Annotated in this window: 12 protein-coding genes; 6 read left to right on the top strand and 6 right to left on the bottom strand. The window is 74.1% G+C overall.

The annotated features are described in order from the left end of the window. Positions 1–18 precede the first annotated feature (18 nt). On the bottom strand, positions 19–1,482 hold the full coding sequence (locus OG500_RS36045; RefSeq protein ID WP_329586626.1) for an MFS transporter: 1,464 nt from the start codon (positions 1,480–1,482) through the stop codon (positions 19–21). Between the two features lie 390 nt (positions 1,483–1,872). Between OG500_RS36045 and OG500_RS36040 the strand changes: the two genes are divergently transcribed. The 3 genes from OG500_RS36040 to OG500_RS36030 all read left to right on the top strand — a co-directional run bounded on the left by OG500_RS36040 (position 1,873) and on the right by OG500_RS36030 (position 6,596). Next, complete coding sequence (locus OG500_RS36040) at positions 1,873–3,126, top strand: MFS transporter (protein WP_329586623.1); 1,254 nt, start codon at positions 1,873–1,875, stop codon at positions 3,124–3,126. A 308-nt stretch (positions 3,127–3,434) separates the two neighbouring features. After that, positions 3,435–4,883: an MFS transporter gene (locus tag OG500_RS36035; RefSeq protein WP_442907163.1), complete on the top strand. Its 1,449-nt coding sequence runs from the start codon at positions 3,435–3,437 to the stop codon at positions 4,881–4,883. 51 nt (positions 4,884–4,934) lie between these two features. Then, positions 4,935–6,596, top strand: a complete 1,662-nt coding sequence (locus OG500_RS36030; RefSeq protein WP_329586617.1) for a SpoIIE family protein phosphatase — start codon at positions 4,935–4,937, stop codon at positions 6,594–6,596. On the opposite strand, the gene OG500_RS36025 is transcribed toward OG500_RS36030, so the two are convergent. Next, entirely contained in the window at positions 6,586–7,029 is a 444-nt protein-coding gene (locus tag OG500_RS36025) for a PPOX class F420-dependent oxidoreductase (RefSeq protein WP_442907110.1), read from the bottom strand. The two genes, OG500_RS36030 and OG500_RS36025, sit on opposite strands and share 11 nt — an antisense overlap. Positions 7,030–7,265: 236 nt before the next feature. Between OG500_RS36025 and OG500_RS36020 the strand changes: the two genes are divergently transcribed. Then, on the top strand, positions 7,266–7,730 hold the full coding sequence (locus OG500_RS36020) for an SPW repeat protein (RefSeq protein ID WP_327071058.1): 465 nt from the start codon (positions 7,266–7,268) through the stop codon (positions 7,728–7,730). A 265-nt stretch (positions 7,731–7,995) separates the two neighbouring features. On the opposite strand, the gene OG500_RS36015 is transcribed toward OG500_RS36020, so the two are convergent. The 4 genes from OG500_RS36015 to OG500_RS36000 form a co-directional block, all read right to left on the bottom strand. Continuing rightward, the gene (locus OG500_RS36015; RefSeq protein ID WP_329586614.1) at positions 7,996–8,460 is read right to left on the bottom strand and encodes a universal stress protein; all 465 of its coding nucleotides are present in this window, start codon (positions 8,458–8,460) and stop codon (positions 7,996–7,998) included. Further along, the gene (locus OG500_RS36010; protein WP_327071056.1) at positions 8,450–8,920 is read right to left on the bottom strand and encodes a universal stress protein; all 471 of its coding nucleotides are present in this window, start codon (positions 8,918–8,920) and stop codon (positions 8,450–8,452) included. Before OG500_RS36010 ends, OG500_RS36015 begins: the two co-directional genes overlap by 11 nt. A gap of 318 nt (positions 8,921–9,238) precedes the next feature. Continuing rightward, positions 9,239–10,750, bottom strand: coding sequence for an MFS transporter (locus OG500_RS36005; protein ID WP_329586611.1), 1,512 nt, complete (start codon positions 10,748–10,750; stop codon positions 9,239–9,241). Positions 10,751–10,783: 33 nt separating this feature from the next. After that, entirely contained in the window at positions 10,784–11,383 is a 600-nt protein-coding gene (locus OG500_RS36000) for a TetR/AcrR family transcriptional regulator (RefSeq protein WP_327071054.1), read from the bottom strand. A 236-nt stretch (positions 11,384–11,619) separates the two neighbouring features. Between OG500_RS36000 and OG500_RS35995 the strand changes: the two genes are divergently transcribed. Both OG500_RS35995 and OG500_RS35990 read left to right on the top strand, forming a co-directional pair. Further along, positions 11,620–12,186 (top strand): universal stress protein, encoded by a 567-nt coding sequence (locus OG500_RS35995; RefSeq protein WP_327071053.1) that lies wholly within the window; start codon positions 11,620–11,622, stop codon positions 12,184–12,186. A 57-nt stretch (positions 12,187–12,243) separates the two neighbouring features. Beyond that, the gene (locus OG500_RS35990; protein WP_327071052.1) at positions 12,244–12,735 is read left to right on the top strand and encodes a universal stress protein; all 492 of its coding nucleotides are present in this window, start codon (positions 12,244–12,246) and stop codon (positions 12,733–12,735) included. The last annotated feature ends 83 nt before the right edge of the window (positions 12,736–12,818 follow it).

The following is a 12,818-nucleotide window of genomic DNA, read 5'->3' as shown; positions in this document are numbered from 1 at the left end:
CACCGGGCGCGGCGCGGCTCACCGGTGCTTCAGCTCGGCACCGGTGGGTCGGGGGGTGGACGGCGCGGGCCCTGCCGCAGTGGCCTCGCCGGTGCCGCCGCGGCGGGGCAGCACGACGGTCACCACGATGGCCACCACGAACACCGCACAGCCCAGCAGGGCGGCAAGGGTGTAGCCGGCGTCGGAGGGCAGCGCGTGCCCGGCGGCGGTGTGGGCCTGGAGCACCACGGCGCTCAGCGCGCTGCCGATCGCGTAACCGACGTAGCGCAGCACCTGGTTGAAGCTGATGGCACTGCCGGTCTCGTGCGCGGGAACCGAGTTGACGATCAGTCCGGGCATCACGGCGAAGGTGCAGCCGACGCCGAGTCCGGCGATGCCCATCGCGAGGAACAGCTCCCACAGGCCGGTGCGCGCGAAGCCGAAGGCCGCCAGCGACGCGAGGGAGACCACACAGCCGACGGGCAGCACGAACCGCGTGGAGGTGTGCCGGGCCAGGACCGGTGCCAGCTTGCTGGCCGCGACGCTGGTGATCGAGAAGGGCAGCAGGATCAGGCCCGTGATGGTCACCGAGGCGCCGAAGCCGTAGCCTGCGCCGGTCGGTGTCTGCGCGAAGCGGGTGACCAGCGACATCAGCAGGTACATACCGGCTCCTGCGATCAGGCCGGTCACGTTGGCGGTCAGGACCGTGCGGTTGCGCAGTGTGCGCAGGTCGACCAGCGGGTGGGCGCAGCGCAGCTCGTGCGTGCTCCACAGGGCCAGCAGAGCCACCGCGACCGCCAGCAGCCCGAGCAGGCGGGCCGATCCCCAGCCCCAGGACTGCCCCTCGCTGAGGGCCAGCAGCAGCGCGCCCAGGGCCGCGCCCAGGAGCAGCGCGCCCAGGCCGTCCAGCCGCCGCGGGGGCAGGTGCCCGGAAGGCGGCAGGACGATCGCGGCGGCGACCAGCGCGACGGCGCTGATGAGGGCGCCGAACCAGAACCCGCCGTGGATGCCGAAGAGTTGGGTGATCAGGCCGGTCAGCGGGTAGCCGAGGCCGACCCCGGCGACCGTGGTGATCGAGAGCATCGCCACGGCGGGGCGTGAGCGCTCCGCGGGCAGGCTGTCCCGTGCGGTGGCGATGGCCAGCGGGACCAGGGCCAGTCCGGCGCCCTGCAGCGCACGCCCCACCAGGAGGAAGGCGAAGCCGAGCGGGAGGGCCGCCAGCAGGCTGCCGACCAGCACGACCGCGGCCGATCCCAGCATCGCCGCACGGCGCCGGGGCCCGTCGCCCAGCCGTCCGACGGTGGGTGTGGCGACCGCTCCGACCAGCATGACGATGGTCAGCGACCACTGGGCATCGGCCAGTGAGACGTGGTCCGCCTGGGCGATGCGCGGGACCAGCGGTGCGCCCAGGCTGCTGATCACGGCGACCACCATGCCCAGGAACACCAGCACGGGCACCAGCGCCCGCTGGCGCGGCGTGGCGTGGGTGAGACGGGTTTCCATGACGCTCCTCCTCTGTCATCAAATGATGTCAGCAGATGATGACATCAACTGATGACGCAAGTGTAGTGCAGCCCGGCGCCGCCTGGACACCCGCTGGACGGCTGCCCGGGACCAGGGCCGAGCGTCCTGGCGGGCCCTCCCCCGATCGGTGGATGCGAGGATCAGCCGCCCACCGGGCCGTTCCGGCGATCCGCGCGCGGCGCCGCGCTGCCAGGCTTGACCGAAGTGCCGCCGGTGCGCTGCCCGTTGCGGGCACCCGACGTGCGCCGTCCGGCCTTGCGCCCGATTCGGCCGCCTTCGCGTCCGGCACCCCGCTGGGGTTCCGCCGGCCCGGTGTGCGCGTGATCCACCCAGCCCCACCGCCCCCCAGCCCGCGTCCGGAGTGCTGCCGTGTTCCGCCCCTACCGCGACCTGTTCACCCGTCCCGGCGCCAAGCCGCTGGTCGCCGCCGGCCTGATCGCCCGGGCACCGCGCGCGATGACCGGCATCGCGATCCTCGCCATGGTCACCCAGCGCACCGGCGACTACGCCTTGGCCAGCGCCGAGTGCGCCACCTACTCCCTCGCCTGCGCCGTGCTGGCGCCGCTGGTCTCCCGACAGGCCGACCGGCACGGACAGCGCCGGGCCGCCCGGCCCGCCCTCGCCCTCGCCCTGACCGCCCTCGCCGTCCTGGCCGGGTGCAACTGGTCGGGCGCACCGGCCTGGACGGCCTTCCCCTGCGTGGCCGTGGCCGGCACGATGCCGGATGTCGCCGGGATGATCCGGTCCCGCTGGACCGCGCTGTACCGCGGCGACCCGAGACTGCACACCGCCTTCTCCGTCGAGTCGGTCTCCGACGAACTCACCTTCATCGCCGGCCCGATCTGCGCCCTGACCCTCGCCACGCTCGTCTTCCCCGAAGCGGGCCTGCTCTGCGCGATGCTCTTCGCCCTGGTCGGCGTCTGGGCCGTCACCGCCCAGCGCCGCACCGAGCCCGAGCCGGTGGCCCGGCCCACGGCGGCGGGGCGGACGGGTTCGGTGGCCCGCAACCACGGCCTGCAGGTGCTGGTGCTGTCCTTCATCGCCTTCGGGAGCATCTTCAGCGCGACCGAGGTGATCACGGTGGCCTTCGCCACCGAACGCGGGCACCCGGCCGCGGCCTCCTACGCGCTGGCCTGCTACGGCATCACCAGCTGCCTGGCCGGACTGGTGGTGGGCGCCCTGCACCCCCGGTCCGCGCTGCCGGTGCGGCTGCTGACGGGCTTCGCGGTGCTCACCCTGAGCACGGTGCCGCTGGTCTTCGTGCACAGCCTGCTCACCCTGGCGGCCGTGCTGCTGCTGACCGGAGCGTGCATCTCGCCCACCATGATCACGGCGAACCTGCTGGTGCAGCGGCTGGTGCCGGCCGCCCGGCGCAACGAGGGGCTCACCCTGCTGCTCTCCGGCCTGAGCATCGGCCTGGCCGCCGGCTCGGTGGTCGGCGGCTGGGCCGTGGTCCACCTGGGGGCCGCCCACGCCTTCGTGGTCCCGGTCGGCTGCGCCCTCTGCGCGCTGCTGACGGTGCTGGCCGGCCAGCGCACCCTGCGCCGCCACCAGCGGGCGGAGGACGAGCCGCTGCAGCCGGCCCGCGCACCCCAGCCCGAGCAGCGCGTCACCGGAGGCTGACCGCGCCCCGATCCCGGCCGACGCCCGCTCCGGCGCGCACCGGCCCTCCCCCGATCGGTGGACCGCCGCTCCCCCCGCTCCGGCCACCGCCGGTGGGACCGGGAAGGCCCCGGCGGCTGCCTACGGTCGACGGAGGAGCGGTACGGGGACAGCCGAAACGAAGGAGCGCAGCACGGATGACGACCTCCCCGAAGCTCTACGGTGGCCCCTCCCGCCTCACGCCCGAGCCGCGCCGGGAGCAGCCCGGCGCCACACTCGCCACCACCCGCGGCCGGCTGATCCTCCTGATCAGCTCCCTGGCCGTGCTGATGGTCGGCCTGGACAGCACGGCGCTGAACATCGCGCTGCCCGCCCTGGAGCGGCACCTGCACGCCTCGGTGTGCGGTCTGCAGTGGGTGGTCGACAGCTACAACCTGGTCGTCGCCTCGCTGATGCTGCTCGCCAGCTCCACCGGCGACCGGGTCGGGCGGCGCCGCACCTTCCGGGCCGGGCTGCTGCTCTTCGGGCTGGGGTCGGCGCTGTGCGGCCTGGCGCCGGGCACCGGGAGCCTGATCGGGTTCCGCGTGGTGCAGGCGCTGGGCGGCGCGATGCTGGCCCCGGTCTCACTGTCGGTCATCACCCACACCTTCACCGACCGGGCCGAGCGCAGCCGGGCGATCGGCGCGTGGAGCTGCGCCTTCGGCCTGGGCCTGGCGCTGGGCCCGCTGGCGGGCGGGGTGCTGGTGGCGGGCGGCGGCTGGCGCTCGGTGTTCTGGATCAACGTGCCGATCGTGCTCGCCCTGCTGCTGCTCACCCGCCGCTTCCTGCCGGAGTCCCGCTCGGCGGCCACCCGCCGGGCCGATCTGCCCGGGCAGGCCCTGGTGATCGCCCTGCTCGGCACGCTGACCTACGCCGTCATCGAGGCCCCGCACCGTGGTTGGGGCTCAGCGCCGATCTCCTGCTGCCTGGCGGTGGCAGCCCTCGCGCTGGCCGGGCTGATCTGCTGGGAGCGCCGGCGGCGCGATCCGCTGATCGAACTGCGGTTCTTCCGCAGCGCGCCGTTCAGCGGTTCGGTGATCGTCTCGCTGGCCGGTTTCGCGGCGCTGGGCGGCTTCCTCTTCATCACCACGCTCTACCTGCAGGACGTGCGCGGGCTCTCCGCGCTGCCCGCCGGCCTGTGGATGCTGCCGATGCCGGTGATGACCGTGGTCTTCGCCCCGATCGCGGGGCGGCTGGTGGCCCGGCGCGGACCGCGGCTGCCGATGGTGCTGGCAGGCGCGGCCATCGCGGTCAGCGGGCTGCTGTTCGCGGCCTGCCACGTCGAGTCGTCCGTGGTGCTGCTGCTGGTGGCCTTCGGGCTGTTCGGGGCCGGGATCGGCCTGGTCGACGTCCCGGCGACCGGCCTGGCGGTGGACGGCATGCCGCGGACGCAGGCCGGAGTGGCCTCGGCGATCACCATGGTCAGCTGCCGGGTCGGGGTCGCGCTGGGCGTGGCGGTGATCGGCGCGGTGCTCTCCGCCGGGCTGCACGGCTCGCCGCAGGCCGCGAGCACGGCCGGTTTCCTGGCCGCGTCCCGGGCCGCCTGGTGGGTCGTCACCGGCTGCGGAGTCGTCGTCTGCGGGCTGGGCGCGCTGGTGACCGGCCGCTGGGCCCGGCAGACCGCACGCACGGCAGCCGAGCGGCTGGCCACCGCCGTGCCACAGCCGCAGGCTCCCGCTTCGGCCGAACGCCCTCCCACCGGCGGGTCGGCCGATCGGCGGACACCACCGCCGGTGTGACGGCGCCACGATCGGCACAGCCGACACCGATACGAGGGAGGCGACACCACCATGGACCAGCCGCACGGCGCGTTCGCCGACACCCGGACCGATCCGGCGGGCGAGCAGCAGTGGCAGCTGCGGCTCGCGCTGGACATCGCCGGGCTGGCCGCCTGGAGCGTCGATCTGGAGACCGGGGAGGAGCGCTGGTTCGCCGGATCCGACGAGCTGTTCGGCATGCGGCTCGGCCCGAGCCCGACCGGACAGCGGATCCTGGCGGCACTGGCGCCCGAGTACCGGCAGCCCGTCCTCGACGACTTCACCCGGGCCTGCGCGGAGGGCCGCGGCTTCACCCACCGCTACCGCATGCGCGACAGCTCCGGGCGCGAGCGCTGGATGCAGAGCAAGGCGCAGGTCCACTGGATCGGCGATCCGCCGCGCCGCTCGCTGGTCGGGGTCACCCGGGACATCACCGCGATCGTGAAGTCGCGCGGCGAACTCGAGGAGCGCGCCGAGACCGAGGCCGAACGCGCCACCGCGGTCCAGGAACTGGCCGGCGCGCTGCTGGCCGCCACCACGGTCGACGAGGTCGCCCGCGCCATCACCGACCGCTTCTTCCAGGGTGTGGACGCGATCGGCGCGGTGGTCCTGGTCCCCGAGCACGGCAGGCTGCGGACGCTGGCGAGCGCGGGCGCCGGGGTGGCGGCCGGGCGGGTGATGGAGGGCCTGCCGGTGACCGCGGCGGTCCCGGCCGCGCGCGTCATCCAGGAGAACCGGGCCTACTACGTCCGCTCCCACCAGGAGTTCCGGGCGCTCAGCGGCGGCGATCCGCACCAGTTGCTCTCCCTCACCGCCGCCCGCTCCTGGGCGATGCTCCCGCTCTCCCGGGGCGACCGTGCACCCGGCGCGCTGATCCTCGGCTACGCGCGCCGCCATGCCTTCCCGGTCGAGGAGCGGACCCTGCTGCTCGCCCTGGCCAGGCTCACCGGACAGGCCCTGGAACGCTCCGCCCTGCTCCAGGCCCGGATCGAGCTGGCCGCCGCCGTCCAGCACGTCCTGCTGCCCGGACGCCTGCCGGAGGTCCCCGGGCTGCGCCTGGCGGCCCGGTACCTGCCCGCCCGCGCCGGGGTCACCGTCGGCGGCGACTGGTACGACGTCGTCGCGCTGCCCGACGGCCGCTGCGCCCTGAGCATCGGGGACGTCGAGGGCCACGACGTGGAGTCGGCCGCCACCATGGGCCAGGTGCGCACCGCGCTGCGCGCCTTCGCGCAGAACGGCGCCGCCCCCGGCCAGGTGCTCGCCGCCACCAACGCCCTGCTCCACTCGCTGGACAGCCCGCTGCTGACCACCTGCACCTACGCCGTGCTGGACCTGGCGCGCGGCGAGCTGACGGCCGCCACCGCCGGACACGTCCCCGGGGTGCTCGGCCTGACCGGCGGCGGAACCTGCCTGCTGGCCCCACCACCCGGACCGCCGCTGGGCGTCGCACCGGACGCCGCGTACCCCGACCAACGCTGGTCCCTGGCCGAGGTGGAGACCCTCACGCTGCTGACGGACGGCCTGCTGGAGGGCCCCGGCCTCAGCCTGGACGACGGCCTCGACCTGGTGCGCGCGGCCATCGCCAACACCGACGGCCGCGACCCCGAACACCTGGCGGACGCGCTGCTCACCGCCGCCGACGCCGTCGACCACCGCGACGACGCCGCCCTGCTGACGGTGCGCCTCACCCGCTGACGCTCCCCGGCGCCCCGGGCGGGAAGGGCTCCACGCCGACCACCCGGCGGACCTTCAACGGCTCCACCAGCACGGCGACGCGCTGCTCGCCGGGGACCGTCCACTCGTAGCGCGCAGCGCCCAGATAGGCCTGGGCCAGCTCGTCCAGGTTCCGGTCCGCCTGCGGGCCCTGCACGAAGCGGACCGCGCGGCCGTGGATCTGCACCCGGTCGTAGGGATCCGCCGGGTCCGCGTGCGACAGGCACACCCGGGGGTCCCGGCGCAGGTTGCGTTCCTTGATCCGGCCCACCGCCGTGTTGAACAGCAGCAGATCCCCCTCCAGGCCCACCCACATCGGACTCACCTGCGGGGATCCGTCGGCACTGACCGTGGCCACGTACCAGATGTTCGGCGCCCCGAGCCTCGCGCGCACGTCCTGCGACATCGTCACCATGCCACGGCATCTCCCCAGCACCGCACCCGTTCACGCCACCCCAAGGGGCGGCGAGCTGCCCGGGGTGCCCCTCCCCCGGTCGATCGCCCGATCGGCCGATCCGGGCCCCGGGTGCGGCGTCCTAGGGTCGGTCGTGGCGGTGGACATGCTGCAACCCGGGTCCGCCGCCGCGGGACGGTCCAGGACCGTCCGCTGGCCATCAACTCCGATGTACAGAACCGAAGGAGGCGAGTCGCATGGCCGACGTCTCACACCACACGAGTGACCTCTCCACCCACCCCGACGTGTCGGAGATGCGGGCCCGGTACGCGCGCATGCTGGACGGGCCGCAGGGAGTAGCCGTCGACGGACTGGTCTTCCTGACCGGCCTCTACCTGGCGATCTCGGCATGGGTGGTGCACTTCAACGCCACCAGCCCCGAGCTGACCGCCTGCAACCTGATCGTCGGCCTCGCGGTCGCGGCCCTCGGGGTCGGACTGAGCGTGGCACCGGCCCGGATGCGCGGCCTGACCTGGGCCACGGCCCTGGCCGGCCTCTGGCTGATCGTCTCCCCGTGGATCGCCACGGCGGGCCACCACGCCTCGGCCGGCATGATCTGGAGCAACGTGATCGTCGGCGCCCTGACCGGGGTGCTCGCCCTGATCGCGAACCGGATGGTGCGCGGCGCGGGTGAACGGCGCTCCGGCGGTGGCCGGGGTTGATCCGGCACCGTCGCCGGACAGGCCCCGGGGCCGGGCCGCCTGTAGCAGGCGGCCCGGCCCCGTCATGCCCTGGGCGGCGGGAGGGGATCAGTCCGTGCGCTGTCAGCCGAGTTCGAACCGCGCGGCGATCTGCTCGATCAGCGGCAGGTGCTCCTGCCACGAGGCACTGCCCATGCCGAGCACGAAGGCCGAACTGCGCGGCCTCATCCTCGGAATCCTCTGCGGCCGCGCAGTCATCGCCGAGCCGACACCGCCGAGCCGACCCTCAGCATCCCGGTCCGGGGACCACCACCACGGGGCAGCGGGCGTGGTTCAGGCAGTACCGGTCCACCGGCCCCGCCGAGGCACCGGCGAACGCCTGCCGGCCCCGACTGCCGCACAGGACCAGCAGGTCGGCGCCGTGCGCCCGGGCCAGCAGTTCCTCGGCGGCGTGGCCCAGCAGCACGCTCTGCCGGACCGCGACCGGCGGCCGGACCCCGGCCACCTCCGCGACGGCCCGGGCCAGTGTCCGCCCCGCCTCCCGGTCGCAGCGTGACTCCGGTCGCAGCGTGACCACCCCGTACATCGTCGGGTAGATCCAGCAGGTCACCGCCTCCAGGACGGCCCCGGTCAACCGGGCCTGGTCGAGCGCCCAGCGCAGGGCGCGGCGCGAGGTCGGCGAACCGTCCACGCCGACCACGATCCGGCGCTCCTCGGGCCGGTCCATGGTGCGTTCGCTCTCACTGGACATCGGCGTCGACCTCGGCGGGGTGGACCAGCAGGACCGGGCCGTGCGCGTGCTTGCGGCAGTAACGGCCGACCGAGTGCGGGTGCAGGAGCGACCGCACGCCGTGGCCGCCGTCCCCGAGCACCAGCAGGTCGGTGCTGTCGCAGGCGCAGTCGACCAGGACCGGGCCCGGGCTGCCCCGGACCACCTCCGGCTCGACCTCCAGGCCGTCGGTGCGCTCGCCGAGGGCCCGGGCGCAGGCCTCGGCCAGCGTGTTGCCGGCCGCCTCCAGCCAGATCCGCCGGTACTCCGGCGGCGAGGGCCAGCGCGCCTCGGCGGCCTCGCCGCCGGGCGGCACCAGCGCGAGCACCGGCCGCAGCGGCACGCCGTGCCGCTCGGCCTCCTCCGCCCCGAGGCGCAGGGCGGCCAGGCTGCCGGCCGATCCGTCGACTCCGACGACGACCTGTCGCACCGTGCTCGACATGACTGTCACCTTCCCTCTTCGCTCCGGTGTCCGCCGGGCGCGGGCAGGACAAGCCCTGGCGCCCACCTACGGGCACGGTCAACGCTAGTGCCGCATCAGGCAACCTTCGCCCCGTCGCGACGCCCGGCACGCCCTCTCGCCGCACCGGCCGAAAGCCCAAGTACGTCCAGTACGAGGACTTCCGGCCGGCACGCCGACAGCACGCACCGGACGCCGCTCCTTGACGGGCAAAGGCTGCCTGACGCGGCACTAGGAGGGCCGCGTCCTGCGCCTGGTCCGCCGACCGGTGGACCAGGCGGTGGAGGACTGCCGGGCCGGTCAGAAGTGCACCACCGGAGCCGCGTTCGCGTCCTCCACCACCCGCCCGCGGCGGTACAGCAGCGCGCTCGCCACCAGGCCGACCGCGAAGAACCCCGCCGACCACCAGTACGCGGTGGCGTAGCTCTCCAGGCCGGCCCGGGCCAGCACGGCCCGGTCCCGCGGGTCCCGGCCGGCCAGGTAGTGGTGGGCGGCGCTGGCGGCCAGTGTGTTGAGCAGCGCGGTGCCGATCGAACCGCCGATCTGCTGCATGGTGTTGACGGTGGCCGAGGCCACCCCGGCGTCGGCGGCGGCCACCCCGGAGACGGCCAGGTTCATGGCGGGCGCGATCACCAGGCCGATCCCGAGGCCCACCGCGATCAGCGGCGGCAGCAGGTGGGCCGGATAGTCGCTGTGCAGGCCCAGGCCGGTCAGCCACACCAGACCTGCCGCGGTGATGCCCATGCCCAGCGGGACCACGGGCTTGGGCCCGAACCGCGGGACGAGCACGCCGGTGGACAGGGTCGCGGTGACCATCAGGGCGCCGACCATGGGCAGGAAGGCCAGCCCGGTGCGAATCGGCGAGTAGCCCAGGGTGAGTTGCAGGTAGTAGGTCAGGAAGAGGAAGACCCCGAACATCCCGGCGCCGACGATGAGCACGGCGAGGAACGAGGCGCCGCGCGTGCGGTCCAGCAGGACGCGCAGCGGCAGCAGCGGGTGGGCGGCCCTGGTCTGCCACCAGGCGAACGCGGCCAGCAGCAGTGCTCCGCCCACCAGGAAGCCCCAGGTCGAGGGCGAATTCCAGCTGTGCGACTCGGCGTTGGAGAAGCCGTAGACCAGGTCGAAGAGTCCGACCGAGACCAGGACCATGCCGGGGACGTCGAGCCTGGCGCTGCGGTCGCGCGGTGTGCGCTGCAGCAGGAGCAGACCCCCGACGAAGGCGACGGCGGCGAAGCCCAGGTTCACGTACAGGGTCCAGCGCCAGCTCAGGTGCTCGGTGAGGACGCCGCCGAGCAGCAGGCCGATCGCCCCGCCCGCGCCGGCGATGGCGCCGAACACGCCGAAGGCCTTGGCGCGTTCCTTGCCGTCGGTGAAGGTCACGGTCAGCAGCGAGAGGGCCGCCGGGGCCAGCAGGGCGCCGAAGAGGCCCTGCAACGCGCGTGCGCCGACCAGGAGTTCGAAACTGCCGGCCGCGCCGCCGAGCGCGGAGGCCCCGGCGAATCCGAGCAGGCCGACCAGGAAGGTGGCCCGGCGGCCGAACAGGTCGGCGATCCGCCCGCCGAGCAGCAGCAGGCTGCCGAAGGCCAGTGCGTAGCCGGTGACCACCCACTGCCGGTTGCCGTCGGAGAAACCCAGGTCACGCTGGGCGGCGGGCAGGGCTATGTTCACGATGGTGGCGTCCAGGATCACCATCAGCTGGGCGGTGCTGATCACGGCCAGCGTCCACCAGCGGCGCCGCGCCCCGCCACTGCTGGGCGCCGGCCCGGGCGGGCCGGCGGTCTCGGCGGGGGCGGGTGCGGTTGTGCGGGTCACGGTCGAAAGCTCCAGGGTGGGTGAAACGTGGTGTCAGGAGTGCAGGAGCGCGGGCAGCAGCGCGGTCTCCACATAGCTGGTCAGGTAGTCGGCGTCGGCGAAGGCGTCCTCGAACAGCGGACGGGACAGCAGCACGGCGAAGAGCATCTGCGGCAGGAAGGCCAACGCCCCCGGCAGCGCAGGCAGTTCACCCCGGTGCACGGCCCGCTCGACGAGCGCGTGCAGCCGTCCGATCTCCGGCCCGACCAGCCGCTCGCGCAGGGCCTCGGCCAGGCCGCGATCGGCCAGCGCGGCGTGTGACAGCGCGGTCATCAACGCGGTGTTCTCCTGCGCACTGTCGGCCAGCTGCCGCACGAGCGCCAGCAGGTCGCCCTTGAGCGTGCCGGTGTCGATGATCTCCAGGTCGACCGGCCGGGTCTCCTGCAGGGCCGCGGCGACCAGCTGCGGCTTTCCCTGCCAGACCTTGTAGAGCGTGGCCTTGCTGCACCGTCCGCGCAGGGCGACGGCATCCATGGTCATCGCCTCGTAGCCGACCTCGCGCAGCACCTCCAGGGCGGCGGACAGCAGGTCCGCCTCCCGCGCGGGCGTGACCCGCGCACGGCGTACCGGCGGCTTGACGTCCTCGTCCTGCATGCCTGCCTCCAAATAGAACAGAACCGTTCCGTACTTAAACTAGGCCCTCCGACATAAAAAACGCAACCGTTCTATAACGCGGGCGGCCACGACTCCCCTGGTGGATCGGCCGATCGACGGACAGACCCCGACCGGCGCGGCTCCTACGGTGGTGAGTGACCCTGCGGACGACGAGAAGTCCCGGGGCCCGTCGATGTCAGACCGTCGATGACAGACCTCAAGGTTGGGAGAGCACGATGTCGGTACTGGTCAAGCGCGTGGTGGTCGGGGTGGACGGCTCCGAGGGCAGCCTGGCCGCATTGAAGCAGGCCGCCTACGAGGCGATCCGCCACCGTGCCGTGCTCTGCCCCGTCCTCGCCTGGGAGGTGCCGGGCGGCGAGGTGCTCCCCTCCTCGCAGCCGACCCCCTTCCCGGCCTTCCAGGATGTGTGCCGGCGCTCGGAGCGGCAGGCCGAGGAGCGTCTGGCCGAGGCCTGCGACAGCGTCCTGGCCCAGATCCCGGAGAGCCTGGAGCTCTGCCCCCGGGTGCTGCGGGCCCAGCCCGGGCCGGCCCTGGTCGCCTGCTCGCGCAAGCGCACCGACATGCTCGTGGTGGGCGTCGGCGGACACGGCCGCGGCTACCACCTGCGCCACCGCTCGGTGCGCCGGCACTGCCTCAAGCACGCCGGCTGCCCGGTGCTGGTGGTCTCCCCCGGGCAGCACCCCGAGCCGGCCGCCGGGCCGGCCACCTCGGAGCCGCGCGCCGGCCGGATCGCGACACGTACCTCCGTCCGCGAGCTGCCGGTGCCGATGAAGCTGCGGTAGGTCCGGGCCCGGACCCGGCGCGCGAAGACGTCCGACCGAACGGAAGGCAGGAGAGCCATGAGCAGCACCATCACCCGCGTCGTCGTGGGAGTCGACGGATCGGAGAGCTGCCTGCCCGCGCTGCGGCAGGCCGCCGAGGAGGCCCGTCGCCACCGGGCCGAGCTGCAGCCGGTCATCCTCTACTCCTCCGCCCAGGGCGACTACATCGACCTGCGCTGGCCGCCGGAGGGCCCGATGGCCAGGCAACTGCACGACAAGGCCTACGGGAAGCTGATGGCCTCCTGCGAGCGCGCGCTCGGCGGCCTGCCGGAGGACGTGTACTGCACACCCACCGCCGCGCTCGGACCGCCCGGACCGCTGCTGGTCAGCGCGGCCCGCGGCGAGGACGTGCTGCTGGTGCTGGGCAGTTGCCCGCACGGACCGGTGCACCGGCTGCTGAAGGGCTCGGTGAGCGGCTACTGCGTGCGGCACTGCACCGGCCCGGTCCTGCTCGTCCCGCCCGAGGACCCGCCGAGGGAACGGCCGCCGGAGCAGCACGCACCGGCCTGAGGCCCACCGGCGGACCTGGCCCGTGCTCCGACCGGGAAGTCATGATCCGGAAACCCGATGGTCCCGCCCGCTGAAGCGTGGCA

This window comes from Kitasatospora sp. NBC_01250 (assembly GCF_036226465.1).
GTDB lineage: Bacteria > Actinomycetota > Actinomycetes > Streptomycetales > Streptomycetaceae > Kitasatospora.
This window is presented reverse-complemented; position numbering and strand designations above follow the sequence as displayed.